The sequence below is a fragment of the Blattabacterium cuenoti genome, assembly GCF_014251655.1.
Lineage (GTDB): Bacteria > Bacteroidota > Bacteroidia > Flavobacteriales > Blattabacteriaceae > Blattabacterium > Blattabacterium cuenoti_I.
On sequence record NZ_CP059225.1, the window covers coordinates 356028 to 376489 of the forward strand.

A 20462-nucleotide genomic window follows, 5' to 3' on the forward strand; every position below is an offset into this window, starting at 1 on the left:
CCCCAGGTGGATCACTTATCACTTTCGCTTAGTCACTGAAAAAAATCCAACAACTAGTGATCATCGTTTACGGCGTGGACTACCAGGGTATCTAATCCTGTTTGCTCCCCACGCTTTCGTGCCTCAGCGTCAGTGTAGACTTAGTAACCTGCTTTCGCGATCGGTGTTCTGTGTGATATCTATGCATTTCACCGCTACACCACACATTCCAGCTACTCCAATCTAACTCAAGTTTACCAGTATCAATAGCAATTTTAACAGTTAAGCTGTAATATTTCACTACTGACTAAATAAACCGCCTACGCACCCTTTAAACCCAATAAATCCGGATAACGCTTGTGTCCTCCGTATTACCGCGGCTGCTGGCACGGAGTTTGCCGACACTTATTCGTATAGTACATTCACAATTCTTATCTCGTAAGAATCTTTATTCCTAAACAAAAGCAGTTTACAACCCGTAAGGCATTCTTCCTGCACGCGGCGTGGCTGGTTCAGAGTTTCCTCCATTGACCAATATTCCTCACTGCTGCCTCCCGTAGGAGTCTGGTCCGTATCTCAGTACCAGTGTGGGGGATCACCCTCTCAGGCCCCCTACCGATCATTGTCTTGGTAAGCTATTACCTTACCAACTAACTAATCGGACGCACGCTCATCTTTTGCCACATTTCTGCTTTAATAATAAGATCATGCGATCCTACTATATTATAGAATATTAATCCGAGTTTCCTCAGGCTATGTTCTAGCAAAAGGTAGATTACGTACGTGTTACGCACCCGTACGCCGGTCGCCATCAAAATCTTTTCAGATTTCATGCTGCCCCTCGACTTGCATGTGTTAAGCCCGCCGCTAGCGTTCATCCTGAGCCAGGATCAAACTCTCCGTTGTAGTAAAAAATTTAATAACACAAAACCTTATTAAAAAAATACTCCAAATATCAGATCTAGAAGCTATTTTTTTTACATCTTAAAAAGAACTATAAGAGTGCAAGTATACGTCTTTTTTTTTTTAAAAAAAAAGTTTTTTCAATAAAAAATAAATGTATGTATATTTTTCTATATAGAAAAAAAATAATTTAATTTTAGACAAAATCAGTGTAAAAAATTTTTACATTATTTACTAATATATGAGAACTTCAGACTTTTACTTTGAATTACCTTTGAATCTTCTTGCTAAATATCCTTCTCAAGAAAGAGATGAATCTAAACTAATGGTTATTCACAGAAATAATAAACAAATAGAACATAAATTATTTAAAGATCTATATCAATATTTTGAAGAAGGAGATACTTTAATTATTAATAATACCAAAGTATTTCCTGCAAGACTATTTGGAAATAAAGAAAAAACGGAAGCTAAAATAGAAGTTTTCTTACTTAGAGAATTAGATCCCAAAGATAGAACTTGGGATGTATTAGTTGATCCAGCAAGAAAAGTAAGAGTAGGGAACAAATTAAATTTTGGATATGGATTAACAGGAGAAGTTATAGATAATACAACTTCTAGAGGAAGAATTTTACAACTTCATTTTGAAGGATCCCATAAAGAACTTATTAAAAAAATAAAAAAGTTAGGTAAAACCCCTTTACCTAAATATATCAACCGAAAACCAGAAAAATATGATGAAGAACGTTATCAAACTGTATATGCAAAAAAAGAAGGATCTATAGCCGCTCCAACCGCAGGTTTACATTTTTCTAAACATTTATTAAAAAAATTAGAAATAAAAGGAATAAATTTAGTAGAAATAACTTTACATTTAGGATTAGGGAGCTTTTTCCCCGTAGAAGTAGAAGACATTTCAAAACATAAAATGGATTCAGAAAAATGTTTTATAGATGAGTACTCTTGTAAAATTATTAATCATACTATACAAGAAAAAAAAAGAATTTGTGCTGTAGGAACTTCTTCTATGAGAGCGATTGAAAGTTGTGTTTCTTCTAGTAAAAATTTAAATCCGTTTTATGGATGGACCAACAAATTCATTTTTCCTCCTTATAATTTTAGTATAGCAAATTCTATGATTACAAATTTTCATATTCCTAAATCTACATTATTAATGATGACTGTAGCTTTTGCAGGTTTTGATTTAATTATGAAAGCATATCAAATAGCAATACAAAAAAAATATAGATTTTATTCTTATGGAGACGCTATGTTAATTTTATAATAATTAAAAATTATTATCATTTGTAAGATAATTATGAGAATCATTTTAAAAACAGTAAAAAATTCTATAAAACAAGAAATAAAAGAATTTGAAAAACAATTTATCAATATTATCAATAACAATAATCCTCTTATAGACAAAATTAATCATTATCTATTTCAAAGAAAAGGAAAATTAATACGTCCTATATTTGTTTTTTTAATAGCTAAAATGTTAGGTACTATTCAAAAAAAAACGTATCATACAGCTTGTCTGATAGAACTTATACATACTGCTACTCTTATTCATGATGATGTAATAGATAATAGTTCTTTTCGTCGTGGTTCTTTTTCAATTAATGCTATATGGAAAAATAAAATAGCTGTTTTAATAGGAGATTATTTGCTTTCTAAAAGTCTTTTATTAGCGACAAATAATAATTATCATGATCTTCTTAAAATAATTTGTAAAACTGTTAAAAATATGAGCGAAGGAGAATTATTACAAATGGAAAAATCTACTCAATTAAATATAACTGAAAATGTTTATAATAAAATTATTTACCATAAAACAGCTAGTTTAATTGCTGCTTCTTGTGAAGGAGGAGCACGTTCGGTGAATGTAAATGAAGAGACAGCGTTGAAAATGAGAAAATTTGGAATTTTTATTGGGATAGCTTTTCAAATAAAAGATGATTTATTCGATTATGAAGAAAAAGACAAAAATTTAACAGGAAAACCAATAGGAATTGATTTTAAAGAAAAAAAAATAACACTTCCACTTATTTATACTATTCAAAAAGCTTCTAAAAAAGATCAGAAGAAAATTTATCATTTTATAAATAACTATAACAGTAGAAAAAGACATAAAATAATTGATTACGTAAAAAAATATGGAGGATTAGAATATGCCCAAAAAAAAATGATAAAATTCCGTAATAGCGCATTAAAAATTTTAGAAGTTTATCCAGAAGGATCTATTAAAAAAGCATTGAAAATAATGGTAAATTTTATTGTAGAAAGAAATCAATAAAAAATAAATATGAAAGAAAATTTAGTAATCGTTGAATCTCCTATAAAAGCTTACACTATACAAATGTTTCTTGGGAAAAATTATCATGTAGTATCTAGTTACGGACATCTTATAGATCTTCCTAAAAAAGAAATAGGAATTGATATTAAAAAAAATTTTAAACCTAATTACGTAATTCTATCTAAAAAAAAAAAATAGTTCAAAATCTAAAATCACTTATAAAAAACTATAAAATCATTTGGATTGCTTCTGATGAAGACCGTGAAGGAGAAGCTATTGCTTATCAAATTTGCAAAATATTTAATATACCCAATGAAAAATATAGAAGAATAGTTTTTCGTGAGATTACAAAAAAAGCAATTTATTATGCTATAAATAATCCGAGAAAAATTAACTATGATCTAGTAAATGCTCAAAAAACAAGACGAATTTTAGATAGATTAGTAGGATTTCAATTATCTCCAGTCTTATGGAAAAAAATTAATACAGGACTTTCCGCGGGTAGAGTACAGTCTCCAGCAATAAAACTAATAGTAGAACGAGAAAATAAAATTAAAGAATCAAATTCTTCTTCTACTATTTATCAAGTATATGGAAGTTTTGTTACGAAAAATGATAAGAAAATAACTATAAATACTAAATTAGAAAAAGAAATAAAAGATAAAAAACAAATAGTAAAAACTTTATTATCATGTATCAATACTACTTTTCAAGTCAAAAAAATAGTGATTCGACATGAAAATAAAAAACCATCACTTCCATTCACGACTTCTTCTCTACAACAAGAAGCTTGTAAAAAATTACAATATTCTATATCGAAAACTATGTTAATAGCACAAAAATTATATGAAAAAGGATTTATCACATATATTCGTACAGATAGTATGAATTTATCAAAAAATATTTTATTGGAGATAAAAAATTACATTCTTTCTTCATATGGAGAAAAATATTTATCTATTAAAGAATTTTCTAAAAGAAAAAAGTTTTCTCAAGAAGCTCATGAAGCTATTCGTCCTACTATAATTAATCATAAAGAAGAAAATTATCTAAAATCTCTAGACATATATCAAAAAAATCTTTATCTCCTTATATGGAACAGATCTATAATGGGACAAATGACAAACGCTATAATAGAGAAAAAAATTTTCTATATTCAATCTACCGATTTAAATATTCCTTTTATTTATACAAAAAAGACCGTTTTATTTGACGGATTTATGAAAATTACAAATAAAGAAGAAAAAAAAGATAAATATGATCGTTTAGAACTCCAAGAAGGATCTTTTTTAGAAAAAGAAAAAATTATAGCTAAACAAATATTTAAGAATCATTTATATAGATATAATGAAGCTTCTTTAGTAAAAAATTTAGAAAAATTAGGGATAGGAAGACCATCTACTTATGTACCTATAATATCTGCTATTCAAAAAAGAAATTATGTTAGTACACATAAAATAATAAAAAGAAAAAAAATTATAAAAAATTTTCTTTTAAAAGAAAATTCTATCGTGGAAAAAAATGAAGAAGTTACTGAAATAGAAAAAAATAAATTTATTCCTACAGAAATAGGAATATTAATTGTTAATTTTTTGGAAAAAAATTTTAAAAAAATAGTGGATTATGATTTTACAGCAAATTTAGAAAAAGATTTTGATGAAATAGCCAAAGGAAAACAATCTTGGATTAAAATTGTTGAAAATTTTTATGAAAAATTTAATCAAAAAATACAATATGTACGAAAATATGTAGATAAAATTCATAAAGAACGTTTTCTTGGAATAGATCCAAAATCTAATAAAAAAATTTTTGCTAAAATTGCTAGATTTGGTCCGGTAATTCAAATAGGAGAATTTAAAAAAGATAAAAACAAACCTAAATTTTTTCCTTTATTAAATAGTCAAACTATAAATACAATTTCTTTTTTAGAAGCTCTGAAAATAATTGAATTACCAAAATTATTAGGTTTTTTTGAAAAAAAAGAAGTATTACTAAAAATAAATAAGTATAATATTTATATAGAATACAAAAAAAAATTTTTTCCAGTTGAAAAAGAAATATTTTTTAATTCTAATTCTTTAGATTTACAAAAAGCTATTGATATAATAGAAAATAATTTCAAATAAACAATTTATCCATCAAAATATCTTTGATTTAAATAAGTAGTAGGATATGCTTGATCATGTCCAGTTCGTTTGACGTGATCTAAATATTTAGGAATATAAGATAATGCTTTTACTCTATCAGATAACGACATTCGATTCCATATATTTTCAGCCATTCTTTTTTTTCCTACTTTATATCTATAATCTTTCCAAAAACGATTGAAAGATAAATCTGTAGGGACTTCTTCTATAGAAAAAGCGGCCCTTGTATTTTTCATTTTATTTATGATAGATTCATTATAAGGCAAGTATTTTCCAATCCATATATAATGTGATAAAGAAAGTTTTTCTGGAAAAATAACTTCTCTTAAGAAACCGTTTAAATCGTATTTGAATATAATATCTCCAGATACTAAATAACTTCTAAATATATATTGTTTACCTCTCATTATTATTTATTTCATCAGCATTAATTATTATTATATTGTTATAAGTTTTAATGCATAAACTATTTTTAGTCGAAATAAAATTATTAACTATTTTATGTTGATGATGAAATTTAGAAAAAAGTATTTTACATATTTTTTTAGATCATATTTAAAAGTTATGGATTTTTATCTTACAAAAATTTTATAATACTTTTTTTTTTTACATATTTTAATATGTTATATATTGTACCTACACCTATAGGAAATTTAGAAGATTTTACTTTTAGAGGATTGAGAATTTTAAAGGAAGTAGATATAATTTTAGTAGAAAATTATAAAATTTCCAGAAAATTATTAGATTTTTATAAAATTAAAAATCATATAAGTAGATATCATATCCATAACGAACATAAAGTAATTCCTCATTTTATAAAAAAAATTAAACAAGGAAAAAAAATAGCATTAATATCCAGTTCTGGAACTCCCGGTATATCTGATCCTGGTTTTTTACTCATACAATCTTGTATACAAGCTTCTATTTCTATAGAATGTTTACCAGGTCCTACTGCTTTAATACCTGCATTAGTAACTTCTGGAAGTCCTATCAATGAATTTACTTTTATAGGTTTTTTACCTAAAAAAAAAAGAAAAATAAAATTAGAAAATTTATCTAAAGAAAATAGAACAATTGTTTTATATGAATCTCCTTATAGATTATTACGAACATTAAATGATATAAAATATTTTTTCGGATTGAAAAGAAACATAGTTGTATGTAAAGAAATATCTAAGATTTTTGAAAAAATTTCTAGAGGTAATATAGAAGATATAATTACATATTATAAAAACATGAAGAAAGTATTAGGAGAATATACTATTATTATTGAAAAATGTATTTCTAAGTAATATATTTTTTATCTATTAAATATTCAGCAATTTGAATAGCATTTGTAGCTGCTCCTTTTCTTAAATTATCTGCTACTATCCAAATATTAATAGAATTAGGAAATGAAAAATCTTCTCTTATTCGACCAACAAAAATTTCATCTTTTCCATGAGCATATAATGGCATAGGATAAATGTTTTTTTTTGGATCATCTTGAATTATTATTCCTTTTCTTTTTAATAAAATATTAGATATATGATCTGTATTAGGTTTTTTTTTAAACGTAATATTTACACTTTCAGAGTGACCTCCTACAACCGGTACACGTACTGCTGTAGCAGTAATAGAAATATTTTGATCATTTATAATTTTTTTTGTTTCTTTAATCAGTTTAATTTCTTCTATCGTATAATTATTTTCTGTAAATTGATCACAATGTGGTAGAACATTTTGATAAATAGGATATGGATATATTTTTTTACTAGAATTATCTCCTTTTTTTTCTCTGTTTAATTGATCCAATGCTTTTTTTCCGGTTCCTGTTACTGATTGATAAGTAGAAACAATAACCCTATAAATACAATATTCTACATGTAATGGAAATAAAACCATTACTAATTGTATTGTAGAACAATTTGGATTTGCAATAATTTTATCTTCTTTTTTTAAAATTGGAGCATTGATTTCTGGAACGATCAATTTTATATTAGAATCCATTCTCCATGCAGAAGAATTATCTATAACAGTAGTCCCTACTTTAGAAAATTTTGGAGCCCATTTCTTAGAAACCGTTGATCCAGCAGAGAATAATACAATATCAGGTTTTTTTAATAGTAAGTTATATACACTAATAACCTTAAATATTTTTTTTTTAAAAAAAATTTCTTTTCCTATAGATTTATCAGAAGCAGATAGGTATAATTTTTTTAATGGAAAATTCCGTTTTTCTAAAATGTCTAACATTACACGACCTACCATTCCAGTTACTCCTACAATTCCTAATTTCATATAAACCTTTAATAAAAATTTAATTTTCCATTATAATAACTAGCAAAGTTAGTAAATTAATTAATAATGAAAAAAGGAAAAATGATTATTTTATCTGGATCATCTGGAACTGGTAAAACCACTATTTCACATTTTTTACTTTCAATATTTCCAGAATTAAAATTTTCTGTTTCGTGTACTACTAGATCTATGCGAAATAAGGAAAAAAATGGAATAGATTACTATTTTATTTCCACGAATACTTTTATTTCTAAAATAAAAAAACATCAATTTATTGAATGGGAAGAGGTTTATCCTAAATTATTTTATGGAACTTTGAGAAATGAAATTTTTAAAATTTGGAAATCTAATCAACATATTTTATTGGATGTAGATGTAAAAGGGGGGATAAACTTAAAAAAACAATATCCAAATAATTCTTTATCTATATTCTTAATGGTTGATTCCATTCAAATTTTAAAAAAAAGACTCTTTATAAGAAATTCTGGTAGATATTTTAATGAAAATCAAATAAATATACGTTTAAAAAGAGTTAAAGAAGAAAATAATTATGCTAAATTATTTGATGTTGTTTTATTAAATATTGATCTAGTTCAAACAAAAAATAAAGTAGTTCAAATAGTTTCCAATTTTATTACTAATAAAAATTAGTTAAAAAATAATTTAATAAAAACTCCTCAGGCAGGATTCGAACCTGCGACTCTCTGATTAACAGTCAGATGCTCTAACCAACTGAGCTACTGAGGATTTTTTTATTAATCTATTTTTTCTATTCTTATCTGATGCCGTCCTCCTTCGAATTCCGTTTTTAAAAAAACTTCTATAATTTCCAAAATTTTATTTTCACTTATAAAACGTGCAGGTAAACTAATAATATTAGCATTATTATGTCTTCTTGCTAAAGAAGCTATTTCTTTTTTCCATACTAGTGCTGCACGAATTTTTTTATGTTTATTAGCAGTTATAGCCGCTCCGTTTCCACTACCACATATAATAATTCCAAAATCAGCTTTTCCTTTTTCTACAAATTCTGCTGTAGGATGTATAAAATCAGGATAATCAACTTTTTTTCCATATTCATAAAATCCAAAATCTTTAATTTTATACCCAATTTCAGATAAATAATTATTGATTAAATATTTATAATATACTCCGGTATGATCGGATCCTATTGCTATTTTCATAATGATTTTTAAATACAAAAAAAAAGACACTTACAATCAAGATAAATATACAATAAAATTTATTTATTTTATTTTTGTAATACTATGGATTGTTAAAAAATGGAATATATAAAAACTATAAATAATTTTGATTTTAGAAATCAAACTGCATTAATCAGAGTAGATTTTAATGTACCTGTGAATGAAAATCATCAAATAACAGATAATACACGTATTAAATATAGTATTCCTACTATTCAAAAAATTCTTTATGAAAAAGGAAAAATAGTTTTGATTTCTCATTTTGGAAGACCAAAAGGAAAAATATCTGAAATCTATTCTTTAAAATTTATAGTTCCTTTTTTATCTAAAGAACTAAAAACAGATGTACTTTTTTTTGAAAATTGTATAGGAAAAGATGTAGAAAAAAAAGTTCATCAATTAAAAAACGGTGAAATTTTATTACTAGAAAATTTACGTTTTTACAAAGAAGAAGAAGAAGAAAACGAACATTTTGCTTTTGAACTATCAAAATTGGGAGATATTTATGTTAATGATGCTTTTGGTGTTTCTCATCGTTTGCATACTTCTATTACTATTCTTCCAAAATTTTTTGGGGAAAAAAAATGTATAGGATTTCTTATGAAAAAAGAAATTCAAAATATCAATAAATTTTTATCAAAAAAAGGAAAAAAACCTATTACATTTTTATTAGGAGGAGCAAAAATTTCTTCTAAAATAGAAATAATTGAAAATATTATTGATATTGCTGATCATTTACTAATAGGAGGAGGGATGGCTTTTCCATTTATAAAAATAAATGGAGGAAAAGTGGGGGATTCTATTGTTGAATATAATAAAATAATTAAAATTGAAAATACACTAAAAAAAATCCTTGATCAAAAAAAAAACAAAATAAATATTTTATCTTTTCCAAAAGATGTTGTCATTTCTAAATCTTTTAAAAAGACATCTAATACTAAAATTGTACCTATTTATTCTATTCCAGATGGATGGATGGGGTTAGATATAGGTCCTTCTTCTATCAAATATTTTTGCAACATTATAGAAAAATCCAAAACTATTTTTTGGAACGGCCCAGTAGGAGTTTTTGAAATTTCTAATTTTTCTTTGGGGACTAAATCTATAATAAAAACAATTGCAAAAACTACCGAAAAAGGTTCTTTTTCCTTAATTGGAGGTGGAGATTCTATTGCTTCACTAAAAATGGTAAAAGGATGTAAAGAAAAAATAAGTTATTTATCTACTGGAGGTGGTGCTATGTTAGAAAGTTTAAAAAATAAAATACTTCCTGGAATAAAAGCTATAATAAATACATAAAAAATTATGTTTTTAATTATATTTGTCTTTTTCATATAAAAAATACAATTATGCTATTTAAACTTCCAAAATTATCTTATTCATATGAAGATTTTGAACCTTTTATAGATAAAAAAACTATGGATATTCATTATAATAAACATCATGCTACTTATACAAACAATTTAAATAAAGCTATATCATCTTCTTGCATAGATATGAAAAGTTTGTCCATAGAAGAAATTCTTAGAAGAGCACATATGGAAACTCCTACAATACGAAATAATAGTGGAGGTTTTTACAACCATAATATTTTTTGGGATATATTAATTCCTCATTCAAAATATGTTCAACCAAGTCCATATTTAAATGAAATTTTTAAGAAATATTTTAAATCTTTTGACTCTTTTAAAGATAAATTTTCTACTATTGCAGCTAATTGTTTTGGATCTGGTTGGACTTGGTTATGTGTAAAAGAAAAAATATTACAAATTTGTTCAACAAAAAATCAAGATAATCCTTTAATGTATAATACTGGTTGTGACGGGGTTCCTATACTTGGATTAGATATTTGGGAACATGCTTATTATTTACAATATCAAAATAGACGTTTAGATTATATATCTTCTTTTTGGAATATTGTTGACTGGAAGAAAGTAGAAAAAAATTATCAAAAAGCTGTGAAATAAATTTTCATGGGAAAAATTATCCTAGAAAATATAAAATTATTTGGATTTCATGGATGTATGCCAGAAGAAAAACTTTTAGGATCTTATTATACAATTAATCTTGAAGTAGAATTAGATTTTTATGAAGCATCCATTCATGATGATTTGTCTAAAACTGTAGATTATGTACATTTATATCGTATTGTAAAAGAAGAAATGAATATTCATTCTAAATTGATAGAACATTTAGCTCAAAGAATAATTCAAAGAATTAAGAAATATAAAAAAATTTTAATTAGACATGCAAAAATAAAAATATGTAAGAATAATCCACCATTACAAGGTTCTGTAATAGATAGTGTATGTGTTGTTTTAAATGATTAAAAATTTTTTGGCACTGTGTCCGAATGGTAAGGTAGAGGTCTGCAAAACCTTTTATAGCGGTTCGATTCCGCTCTGTGCCTTTTTATAAAAAAAAATTATTAAAACTTTTCCAAAAATTTTATTTCATCACTTATTATTCTAATTTTTTATGATTATCTATAGTTAAAAAAAATTAGTAAAAAAATATTAGTCTTTTATCTTTGTCAAGATAAAGTAAAAAAATAGAGATTATCCAGTGATATTTGATATTTTTGAATTAAAAAAATAATGATATTTTATTTTTTCAGTACTAAGTAAAATCTTTTTTTATGTATGTAGGGGGACACTTACTTAAAACTACTTTATTAAATAGTATTTTTATAAATATATAAATAAAATTATTCTTGAATTTAGTAGAATATTTTTATTATATACGTTAAAACAAACGTTTAGAATAAAACTGATATGAAATTTTATACGTAAATAAAAAAATCATGAGTAAATTTACTTTACTCCACTGTTACTGATTTAGCTAAATTTCTCGGTTGATCAACGTTTTTCCCTCGTATATAAGCTATTTCATAAGCTAATAATTGAAGAGGGATAATAGTGACTAATGGACTAAGCTCTTCAGATGTTTCTGGAACTTTTATAACATGATCAACCATCATACTTACTTGAATATCTCCTTCATTAACTATAGCTATAATTTTACCTTTTCTAGCTTTAATTTCTTGAATATTTCCTATTATTTTTTCATAGCATACTTTTTTTGTTGCAATAATAACTACTGGAATATTTTTATCTATTAATGCTATAGGTCCATGTTTCATTTCTGCAGCTGGATAACCTTCTGCATGAATATAGGATATCTCTTTTAATTTTAAAGCTCCTTCTAAAGCTACTGGAAAATTAATCCCTCTTCCTAAATAAAGAAAATTATTAACATGATAATATACTTTAGATATTTCTTTTATATATTGATTTACTTTTAAAACATGATCTACTTTTTCTGAAACAGATCCAAGTTCTTTACATAAAGATTGATATTGATTATCATTTATAGATAATCTATATTTTCCTATTTTCAAAGCCAATAAAACAAAAATTATAATTTGTGCAGTAAATGCTTTTGTAGAAGCAACCCCTATCTCAGGACCTGCATGTGTATAAGCACCAGCATCTACATTTCGTGAAATAGATGAACCTACTACATTACAAATTCCAAAAACAAAAGCTCCTTTATTTTTTGCTAATTTTAAAGCAGCTAAAGTATCCGCTGTTTCTCCAGATTGAGAAACTACAATAATCACGTCTTTTTCTTTTACAATAGGATTTCTATATCTAAATTCAGAAGCATACTCCACTTCTACTGGAATACGAGCTAATTTTTCCAATAAATATTCTGCGATTAAACTAGCATGCCATGATGTCCCACATGCTACTATAGTTATAGATTTAGCATTAATAAAAATATCTTTATGAGACTCAATTCCATCAATACAAATGATTCCTTTTGGAATTAATAATCTACCACGTAAAGTATCTAAAATTGTTTTTGGTTGTTCATATATTTCTTTCAACATAAAATATTTATATTTTCCTTTTTCAATTTTTTTTAAATTTATTTGTAGTTTTTTAATAATTGGATTGAGTTTATGATTATCTAGAATCTTTCTAAGGTCTAATTCTTCTCCTTTTTTAAGAATTGCCATCTCTCCATCTTTTAAATAAATCACGTTATCTGTATAATCTATAAAAGGAATAGGATCAGACGCAATAAAAAATTCTTTTTTATTAATTCCTAAAGCAAGAGGACTTCCTAATTTTGCTATGATTATTGTTTCTGGATTATATTTATCTACTATAGCGATTGAATAAGCTCCTACTATTTCATTTAAAGAAATTCTTACCGCCTCTTCTAAAGAAAATTTATTTTCTTTTTTAACATATTCAATAAGATTTACAAGGACTTCTGTATCTGTTTCGCTTTTAAAAGTGAATCCATTTTTTAATAAAATAACTTTAATGGAATAATAATTTTCTATAATTCCATTATGAATCATAATTAATTCATTAGAATTAGAAACATGAGGATGAGCATTCAAATCATCAGGAATACCATGAGTAGCCCATCTTGTATGACCTATTCCAGAAGTTCCTTTTACTTTTATCTTACAAGAATATATTTTTTTCTCTAATTCATAAACCCTTCCTTTAGTTTTACATAAACTATATCCATTTTCATAAAATATAGCAATTCCAGAACTATCATATCCTCTATATTCTAATTTTTTTAATCCATTAATAATAATAGGATAAGCTTCTCTGTCACCTAAATAACCAATTATACCACACATTCTAACTTAGAAATTAGAAGTTTTTATAATTAATCAATACTACTATTCTAAAACAGTTTCTTTATAAAATTGTTGATAAACAGTTTCTATCTTTTCTACAGGATAATATTCTAATACTAACAACTTATTAATGTTTATATAATCTTCTATTTCTTTTGGAAAAGATAAATCTCCTTTTATTATAGCATCCGAAAAATATATACATAATTTTACTAAATTAAAATAATCCGGATTTTCTAATAATTTAAGTTTTCTAGATTTAATACCATCTAGTTTTACTTTTTTAATAACATCTTTATCTAGATAATTTAAAAAAGGTTTATTATAAATAGATACTACTATTTTTACATTTTGATATAAAGGATCATTTTTATATAAATTTTTAATATACAAAGGAATGAAAAAACTAATCCATCCATATATATGGATAATATCAGGTTTCCAATTTAATTTTTTTATAGTTTCTAAAACTCCCTTTGTAAAAAATAAAGCTCTTTCATCATTATCTTTAAAAAAGACACCATGTTCATCATTATCTATAGCCTTTCTTTTAAAATATTCCTCATTATCTATAAAATAAACTTGTAGTCTAGCATCAGGTATGGATGCTACTTTTATCCATAAAGAATGTTCAACATTATTAATAACTAAATTTATACCTGACAAACGAATAACTTCATGTAATTGATGTCTTCTTTCATTTATCACACCAAAACGAGGCATAAATATACGTACATCATTCCCTATTGATTGCATAAACTTAGTAACTTTCAAAACTGATAAAGAGATGTGGTTCTCTGAAGAAAAAGGAAATAAATCTGAAGAAACATATAATATACGTTTACCTGTCATCTTAAGAGTTATTTTTTTTTATAATATAAAGAAACGGATCGTTGCAAATATAATAAATAATATTCAATGCCTTAAATTTTAAAATAAAAATATAAAATCATTTTTTAGATAAAATCTCGTAGATTGTAGGTTTTTTAGTTCTTTATAAAGACATGCTTTTATCATGAAATCAGAAAAAAAAATAAAAAATAAACATTGTATTAATTTTGCCATAGGTTTTATTAATGTAACTAATCACGGATATGCCTTTGTAAGTATAGAGGGAGTTAAAAAAGATATTTTTATCCCAAAAAATAAAATAAATCAATCTTTAGAAGGCGATTTAGTAAAAATTAGGTTCAAAAAAAATAGAACAGGAATAAAAATGGAGGGAGAAGTATTAAAAGTAATTAAAAGAAAAAATAAAAAATATATTGGAATATTAAAAATTCATTCCGATTCTGAATATGGATTAGTAATAGTTTCTAATATTCACGTAAATATTCTTATTCCAATAAATGATAAAAAATTAAAAAAATATCATCATAATAATAAAGTATTAGTTCAAATCATATCATGGCCTAGAAATTTAAAAAATCCTGTAGGAAAAATAATTAAAATATTCGGAAAATATGGAGATTATGAAACTGAAGTTTATTCATTATTAGAAGAAAATAGAATTTCTTACAAATTTTCTAAAAAAGTAGAAGATGAAACTAAAAAGATTTTTTCTAAAAAAAATTCAGATAAAACTATAAGAAGAGACATGAGATACATAAAAACTTTTACTATAGATCCTATAAATGCTAAAGATTTTGATGATGCTCTATCAATTAGAAAATTAAATTCTGATATTTGGGAAATAGGAGTACATATATCCGATGTATCTCACTATATAGAAGAAGATAGTTTATTAGATAAAGAAGCATATTTACGTTCTACGTCTATTTATCTTGTAGGAAAAGTAATTCCTATGCTTCCGGAATTATTATCCAATGATATTTGTTCTTTACAACCAAAAAAAGATAGGTTAAGTTTTTCTTATATTTTTGATATAGATAAAAAAGGAAAAATATTGAGAAGTTGGTTTGGAAAAACAATTATACGATCTAATAAAAAATTTACATATGATGAAGTTCAAAAAATTATAGATGAAAAAAAAGGGGATTTTTATGAAGATATTTACACTTTATTTTTATTTTCTAAAATATTAACTAAAAAGAGATTAAATAATGGAGCAATTTATTTAGAAAAAAGTGAAGTTAAGTTTCATTTAGATAAAGAAAATAATCCAATATCTTTATATTTAGAAAAAAATAATGATGCTCATCACTTGATAGAAGAATTTATGTTACTGACTAATCAAAAAATTTCAGAATTTGTTAGCTTAAATTTAAATGGAGAACCTTCTAACAAATTATATATTTATAGAATTCATGATGAACCAGATCCTAAAAAAATATTTTTATTGAAAAAAATTATAGAGCCCTTAGGATATTTTTTAGATTTAAAAAATTTAAAAAATTCTATCAATCATTTACTAAGAAGAATTAAAGGAAAACCTGAACAAAACATGATAGAAAACTTAATTCTTCGTTCTATGAGCAAAGCTAAATATTCCACAAAAAATATAGGTCATTATGGCTTGTCTTTTATTTATTATACTCATTTTACTTCTCCTATAAGGAGATATTCAGATATCATAGCTCATCGTTTATTACACTATTATTTAATGGTGAAAAAAAATAATGTAAAAAGTAAAAAACTAAAAGATATAGAATTTTATGAAGAACAAACTCAATATTGTAGTAATAAAGAACGTTTAGCTATAGATATAGAGAGAGAATTTTTAAAATATATACAAGTAAAATACATAAAAAAATTTTTAGGAAAAGAATTTTACGGAATAATTACAGGGTTAACTGATTGGAGTGTTTATGTTGATTTATTATTGTTTCAAATAGAAGGAATGGTTCGATTACGTGATATTAAAGAAGATTGTTATGTTTTAAATTCAGATAGTTATACTATAATCGGTAAAAAAAAAAAGAAAATTTATCATTTAGGAGATAAAATAAAGGTAAAACTTTTAGATATTAATTTAGAAAAAAAACAAATTATTCTTGATTGGATTGATAATATTACTTGAAAAATAAAATACTTCATATTCTAACAGAAGAAGGAACAAATAAGGTATAGTCTTCTCCTCTTTTGATCATATTTCTCACAACACAAGAACTAATATGAGATTTATCATAAGAAGCTATGAGATAAAAAATTTCAATAACATATTTTTTATGTAATTGTTGATTAGTATATAGTATGTTTTTTTCAAATTCTAAATCCAATTGATTTCTAATTCCTCTCAATAAAAATTGAATTTTTTTTTTATACAAAAAGAAATAGTTAAACCATTAAATGAATCTACTTCTATTTTATTTTCTAAATTAGAAAAAGTTTTTAGGATCCATTTTTTTCTTTTTTTAATAGAAAACATATTTTTTTTCCCCAAGTTATCTCCAATAGCTATGATAATTTTATCAAATAAGTTTAAAGCTCTAACAATAATATCATAGTGTCCTAAAGTAATGGGATCAAAAGATCCTGGAAATATAGCTATTTTAGCATAACGATCCATAATTATAAAATTATAATTTTTTATTTAAAAATAATAAGCATCTATAATAAAAGTTTTATTTTTATTTTTAAACTGATTATTTATTAAATGATGAAAAAATCATGTTCTGGTTGTTTTAAATGTTTAAAAAATAAAAACACTCTTGAAAAAAAAGAAATCCAAAAAAAAACATGTTATAGTAGTGATAATCCATTATTAGATTGGTTATCTAATATAAAATCTCCTTTTGAATATTACAAATATGATATTATTGAGATTAGATTTAAAAATAATAGAAAAGAATTTTTTATTAATAAAAAAAGATTGATCCTTAATCAAGGAGATATGGTTACTGTAGAAACTAAATATGGAATAGGATATGATGTAGGAGTTGTTAATTTAACTGGAGAACTAGTGAAATTACAAATAAGAAAAAATAAGAATACTAATTTAAATGAATATAAAACAATATACCAAAAATCAACCGATAAAGAAATTAATATTTGGAAATATTTTAAGAAAAAAGAATTTTCAACTTTATTAAAAGCTAAAAAAATTGTAAAAAAATTAAATCTTTCTATGAAAATTAGTGATGTAGAATATCAGGGTGATGGAGAAAAAGCGATTTTTTATTATACAGCTGATAATAGAATTGATTTTAGAAACTTAATTAAAAAATTAGCTATATGTTTTCACACACGTATAGAAATGCGTCAGATAGGATATAGACAGGAATCGGCAAAAATTGGAGGGTTAGGATCTTGTGGGAGAGAACTTTGTTGTTCTACTTGGATTAAAAATTTTAAAAGTGTTACTACTAATTCAGCAAGATATCAGCAACTTTCCATAAATATCCAGAAACTAACAGGTCAATGTAGTAAGTTAAAATGTTGTTTGAATTATGAATTAGACATTTATTTATCTTACATGAAAGATTTTCCAGATTTTAATAGTAAAATTCATACAGAAAAAGGAATTGCTAAATGCATGAAAATTGATGTTTTTAAACGAAAAATGTGGTTTTCTTATATTAAAAAACCAAATATTTGGTTTAAACTAGAAGTAAAAAAAGTTAAAGAAATTTTAGAAAAAAATAAAAAAAATCAAATAGCACCACCTTTAGAAAAATTATCTACAGTTAATTCTATTCATAAAACAGAATTAACATTTAAAAATTTATCTATATAATAAAAAAAATAATATATTTAACAAATAATATTCGTGTTGAAAAAGAAAAATAGGATAAAAATAAATTCTTATTTTCGTGTACTTATTTTTTACTTTTGGTTTTTATTTTTTATAGGTATTAGTACATTTTTTATAGTTTTTTATGCTATTTCTAAAGGATATTTAGGGACTTTGCCTAGTACCAAAGATATAGAAAATCCTACTATGGAGGTAGGATCAGAAGTATATGATTCGAATGGAATATTATTAGGTAGATTTTTTTCAGAAAATAGAACTTTAATTACTTATCAACAGTTACCAAAAAATCTTGTAAATGCTTTAATAGCAAAAGAAGATATTCGTTTTAGATATCATTCTGGGATTGATGCTAAATCTCTTCTTAGAGCTATTCTTTTACTAGGAAAAAAAGGAGGAGGTAGTACGATTTCTCAACAATTAGCAAAACTTCTTTTTACAAGAGCATCTGCAAAAAATAAATTACAAAGAATATATCAAAAACTTTTAGAGTGGATAATGGCTATTGAATTAGAAAAACGTTATACAAAAGAAGAGATTATCACTATGTATTACAATAAGTTTGATTTTTTGTATAACGCAAAAGGAATAGAGACAGCATCTCACACTTATTTTAATAAAAAAGTTTCTGAACTTAATCTAGGAGAATGCGCAATTTTAGTTGGTATGTTAGAGAATCCTTCTTTATATAATCCAAAGAATTATCCTAGTAGAGCTAAAAAACAAAGAAATTTAGTTCTATATCAAATGAAAAAATATAATTTTTTAAATGGATTTCAATACGAAAAAGAATTAAAAAAACCCATAACAATACATTTCAAAATGCAAAAAAAAGATTTTGAATTACTTACTTATTATGGAGAATTTTTAAAAAAAGAAGTACAAGAATCTCTAAATGAATATCAAGAAAAAACTGGACTTAAGTTAAATCTTTATTCTAGTGGGTTAAAAATATATACATCTATAGATGCTAAAATGCAAGATCTTGCAGAAAAGGCTGTTCGTAAACATCTAACTAAATTACAAATTTTATTTAATCACTTTCAAAAAAAAAATAAAAATGCTCCATTTTCAAATATTTCTCAGGAGAAAACCAAAAGAATTCTTACATCCTCTATGCATAGAAATCCTTTGTATCAAAATTTAAAACAAAAAGGGTTTACTGAAGAAAAAATCATAGAAGAATTTAAAAAACCACAATTAATAAGATTATTTACTTGGAATGGATCTAAAAAAGTACTAATATCTCCTTGGAATTTTATTCGTTATCAAAAAAGTATTATTCAAGCAGGATTATTATCTATTGAACCATCTACAGGATTTATAAAATCATGGGTAGGAGGAGTGGATTTTAATTATTTTCAATATGATCATGTAGCACAAACACAACGACAAGTTGGTTCTGTTTTTAAACCTATTTTATATGCAACAGCTATTAATGAATTACATTATAATCCTTGTACAAGAATTTCTAATGAAAAATTTCATTTAGGAAAATGGAATCCTAGAAATTCTAATGGAAAATATGGAGGAACTTTTACATTAAAAGATGGATTAGCTTTTTCCGTTAATACTATTTCAGCTCGTATTATATCACAAGTTACTCCAGGACCAGTAATACAATTAGCTAAGAAAATGGGAATTGAGTCATCCATACCAGATCATTTATCTATAGCATTAGGTGCTGCGGATTTAACCTTGTATGAAATGACTGGAGCATTTAATACATTTACCAATTATGGTATTTATTTAAAACCTAGTTTATTAGTAAAAATAGAAGATGAAAATGGAAATTTAATTAAAGAACATATAGACATTAGCAGAAGACAAGTTTTTAGTGAAGAAGTAGCATATATCATGTTAAAATTAATGCAAGGAGTAGTTCAATATGGAACAGCTAATAGATTAAAAAAATATTATAATATTATAGGAGACGTAGTTGGAAAAACTGGAACTACCAATGAAAATTCAGACGGATGGTTTATAGGAATGGTTCCAAATTTAACAACTGGTGTTTGGGTAGGGTGGGAAGATCGATTTACTCATTTTGATAATATTAAGTTTGGGCAAGGAGCAAATATGGCTTTACCTATATGGGCATATTATATGAACAGTTTATATAAAAAAATGAATTTAATTTATTATGAAAAATTATTATTTCGTAAACCAAAAAATTATCAATATCATTGGGAAAAATGTGAAGAAAGTATCTTAGATCAAGAAGAAAAAAAGGATAAAGAAGAAGAAGATTCTTTAGAAGAAATTATTGATATTAATAATAATTTAAATACGGAAAATAATAAATATTACGATAAATAATAATTATTATTAA

17 protein-coding genes, 2 tRNA genes, 1 rRNA gene and 1 pseudogene (1 of these 21 only partly in view) are annotated in these 20462 nt (G+C 24.7%); 13 read left to right on the plus strand and 8 right to left on the minus strand.

Annotated elements, in window-relative coordinates:
* Window positions 1-885: ribosomal RNA gene (locus H0H63_RS01665) — 16S ribosomal RNA — on the minus strand; it reaches 478 nt to the left of the window's first position.
* A 238-nt stretch (window positions 886-1123) separates the two neighbouring features.
* Here H0H63_RS01665 and queA point away from each other — a divergent pair.
* From queA to H0H63_RS01680, 4 genes are read left to right on the plus strand one after another with little or no spacing between them, the layout of a single operon-like run.
* Complete coding sequence (queA, locus tag H0H63_RS01670; RefSeq protein WP_185858297.1) at window positions 1124-2167, plus strand: tRNA preQ1(34) S-adenosylmethionine ribosyltransferase-isomerase QueA; 1044 nt, start codon at window positions 1124-1126, stop codon at window positions 2165-2167.
* Between the two features lie 33 nt (window positions 2168-2200).
* On the plus strand, window positions 2201-3178 hold the full coding sequence (locus tag H0H63_RS01675; protein WP_185858298.1) for a polyprenyl synthetase family protein: 978 nt from the start codon (window positions 2201-2203) through the stop codon (window positions 3176-3178).
* A 9-nt stretch (window positions 3179-3187) separates the two neighbouring features.
* Window positions 3188-3376, plus strand: a complete 189-nt coding sequence (locus H0H63_RS03115; protein ID WP_394798813.1) for a toprim domain-containing protein — start codon at window positions 3188-3190, stop codon at window positions 3374-3376.
* 44 nt (window positions 3377-3420) lie between these two features.
* Window positions 3421-5304 (plus strand): type IA DNA topoisomerase, encoded by a 1884-nt coding sequence (locus H0H63_RS01680; protein ID WP_394798816.1) that lies wholly within the window; start codon window positions 3421-3423, stop codon window positions 5302-5304.
* 5 nt (window positions 5305-5309) lie between these two features.
* Here the strand turns inward: H0H63_RS01680 and H0H63_RS01685 are convergent, their stop codons facing one another.
* On the minus strand, window positions 5310-5732 hold the full coding sequence (locus tag H0H63_RS01685; RefSeq protein ID WP_185858299.1) for a hypothetical protein: 423 nt from the start codon (window positions 5730-5732) through the stop codon (window positions 5310-5312).
* A gap of 213 nt (window positions 5733-5945) precedes the next feature.
* On the opposite strand from H0H63_RS01685, the gene rsmI reads away from it, so the two are divergent.
* Complete coding sequence (gene rsmI / locus H0H63_RS01690) at window positions 5946-6617, plus strand: 16S rRNA (cytidine(1402)-2'-O)-methyltransferase (RefSeq protein WP_185858300.1); 672 nt, start codon at window positions 5946-5948, stop codon at window positions 6615-6617.
* On the opposite strand, the gene H0H63_RS01695 is transcribed toward rsmI, so the two are convergent.
* Complete coding sequence (locus H0H63_RS01695) at window positions 6610-7605, minus strand: aspartate-semialdehyde dehydrogenase (RefSeq protein ID WP_185858301.1); 996 nt, start codon at window positions 7603-7605, stop codon at window positions 6610-6612. The two genes, rsmI and H0H63_RS01695, sit on opposite strands and share 8 nt — an antisense overlap.
* Before the next feature lie 66 nt (window positions 7606-7671).
* Between H0H63_RS01695 and gmk the strand changes: the two genes are divergently transcribed.
* A complete protein-coding gene (gene gmk, locus H0H63_RS01700) occupies window positions 7672-8256 on the plus strand; it encodes a guanylate kinase (RefSeq protein WP_185858302.1) in 585 nt (194 codons plus the stop codon).
* A 22-nt stretch (window positions 8257-8278) separates the two neighbouring features.
* On the opposite strand, the gene H0H63_RS01705 is transcribed toward gmk, so the two are convergent.
* Window positions 8279-8352: transfer RNA gene (locus tag H0H63_RS01705), tRNA-Asn, on the minus strand.
* A gap of 8 nt (window positions 8353-8360) precedes the next feature.
* Window positions 8361-8789 (minus strand): RpiB/LacA/LacB family sugar-phosphate isomerase, encoded by a 429-nt coding sequence (locus H0H63_RS01710; protein ID WP_185858303.1) that lies wholly within the window; start codon window positions 8787-8789, stop codon window positions 8361-8363.
* Window positions 8790-8888: 99 nt separating this feature from the next.
* Here H0H63_RS01710 and H0H63_RS01715 point away from each other — a divergent pair, with 99 nt between their 5' ends.
* From H0H63_RS01715 to H0H63_RS01730, 4 genes are all read left to right on the plus strand, one after another.
* Window positions 8889-10109, plus strand: a complete 1221-nt coding sequence (locus H0H63_RS01715) for a phosphoglycerate kinase (protein WP_185858304.1) — start codon at window positions 8889-8891, stop codon at window positions 10107-10109.
* 50 nt (window positions 10110-10159) lie between these two features.
* A complete protein-coding gene (locus tag H0H63_RS01720; RefSeq protein ID WP_185858305.1) occupies window positions 10160-10777 on the plus strand; it encodes a superoxide dismutase in 618 nt (205 codons plus the stop codon).
* A gap of 6 nt (window positions 10778-10783) precedes the next feature.
* Window positions 10784-11140 (plus strand): dihydroneopterin aldolase, encoded by a 357-nt coding sequence (gene folB, locus H0H63_RS01725; protein ID WP_185858306.1) that lies wholly within the window; start codon window positions 10784-10786, stop codon window positions 11138-11140.
* Between the two features lie 9 nt (window positions 11141-11149).
* Window positions 11150-11220 (plus strand) — tRNA-Cys (locus tag H0H63_RS01730).
* 408 nt (window positions 11221-11628) lie between these two features.
* Here H0H63_RS01730 and glmS read toward each other — a convergent pair.
* Together glmS and H0H63_RS01740 are read right to left on the minus strand one after the other, a co-directional pair.
* On the minus strand, window positions 11629-13479 hold the full coding sequence (gene glmS / locus H0H63_RS01735; RefSeq protein WP_185858307.1) for a glutamine--fructose-6-phosphate transaminase (isomerizing): 1851 nt from the start codon (window positions 13477-13479) through the stop codon (window positions 11629-11631).
* A gap of 42 nt (window positions 13480-13521) precedes the next feature.
* The gene (locus H0H63_RS01740) at window positions 13522-14331 is read right to left on the minus strand and encodes a glycogen/starch synthase (protein WP_185858308.1); all 810 of its coding nucleotides are present in this window, start codon (window positions 14329-14331) and stop codon (window positions 13522-13524) included.
* Window positions 14332-14494: 163 nt separating this feature from the next.
* Here H0H63_RS01740 and rnr point away from each other — a divergent pair, with 163 nt between their 5' ends.
* A complete protein-coding gene (rnr, locus tag H0H63_RS01745) occupies window positions 14495-16459 on the plus strand; it encodes a ribonuclease R (protein WP_185858309.1) in 1965 nt (654 codons plus the stop codon).
* Window positions 16460-16472: 13 nt separating this feature from the next.
* Here rnr and coaD read toward each other — a convergent pair.
* A pseudogene (gene coaD / locus H0H63_RS01750) lies at window positions 16473-16948 on the minus strand (pantetheine-phosphate adenylyltransferase).
* 90 nt (window positions 16949-17038) lie between these two features.
* On the opposite strand from coaD, the gene H0H63_RS01755 reads away from it, so the two are divergent.
* Window positions 17039-18115 (plus strand): PSP1 domain-containing protein, encoded by a 1077-nt coding sequence (locus tag H0H63_RS01755; protein WP_185858310.1) that lies wholly within the window; start codon window positions 17039-17041, stop codon window positions 18113-18115.
* A 33-nt stretch (window positions 18116-18148) separates the two neighbouring features.
* The gene (locus H0H63_RS01760) at window positions 18149-20449 is read left to right on the plus strand and encodes a transglycosylase domain-containing protein (RefSeq protein ID WP_185858311.1); all 2301 of its coding nucleotides are present in this window, start codon (window positions 18149-18151) and stop codon (window positions 20447-20449) included.
* The last annotated feature ends 13 nt before the right edge of the window (window positions 20450-20462 follow it).

Coding starts and splice junctions, on each gene's coding strand:
- rsmI (WP_185858300.1), top strand. CDS start 5,946: ATGTTATATATTGTACCTACACCTATAGGAAATTTAGAAGATTTTACT.
- H0H63_RS01710 (WP_185858303.1), bottom strand. CDS start 8,789: ATGAAAATAGCAATAGGATCCGATCATACCGGAGTATATTATAAATAT.
- H0H63_RS01685 (WP_185858299.1), bottom strand. CDS start 5,732: ATGAGAGGTAAACAATATATATTTAGAAGTTATTTAGTATCTGGAGAT.
- glmS (WP_185858307.1), bottom strand. CDS start 13,479: ATGTGTGGTATAATTGGTTATTTAGGTGACAGAGAAGCTTATCCTATT.
- H0H63_RS03115 (WP_394798813.1), top strand. CDS start 3,188: ATGAAAGAAAATTTAGTAATCGTTGAATCTCCTATAAAAGCTTACACT.
- folB (WP_185858306.1), top strand. CDS start 10,784: ATGGGAAAAATTATCCTAGAAAATATAAAATTATTTGGATTTCATGGA.
- H0H63_RS01675 (WP_185858298.1), top strand. CDS start 2,201: ATGAGAATCATTTTAAAAACAGTAAAAAATTCTATAAAACAAGAAATA.
- gmk (WP_185858302.1), top strand. CDS start 7,672: ATGAAAAAAGGAAAAATGATTATTTTATCTGGATCATCTGGAACTGGT.
- queA (WP_185858297.1), top strand. CDS start 1,124: ATGAGAACTTCAGACTTTTACTTTGAATTACCTTTGAATCTTCTTGCT.
- rnr (WP_185858309.1), top strand. CDS start 14,495: ATGAAATCAGAAAAAAAAATAAAAAATAAACATTGTATTAATTTTGCC.
- H0H63_RS01740 (WP_185858308.1), bottom strand. CDS start 14,331: ATGACAGGTAAACGTATATTATATGTTTCTTCAGATTTATTTCCTTTT.
- H0H63_RS01695 (WP_185858301.1), bottom strand. CDS start 7,605: ATGAAATTAGGAATTGTAGGAGTAACTGGAATGGTAGGTCGTGTAATG.
- H0H63_RS01715 (WP_185858304.1), top strand. CDS start 8,889: ATGGAATATATAAAAACTATAAATAATTTTGATTTTAGAAATCAAACT.
- H0H63_RS01720 (WP_185858305.1), top strand. CDS start 10,160: ATGCTATTTAAACTTCCAAAATTATCTTATTCATATGAAGATTTTGAA.
- H0H63_RS01755 (WP_185858310.1), top strand. CDS start 17,039: ATGAAAAAATCATGTTCTGGTTGTTTTAAATGTTTAAAAAATAAAAAC.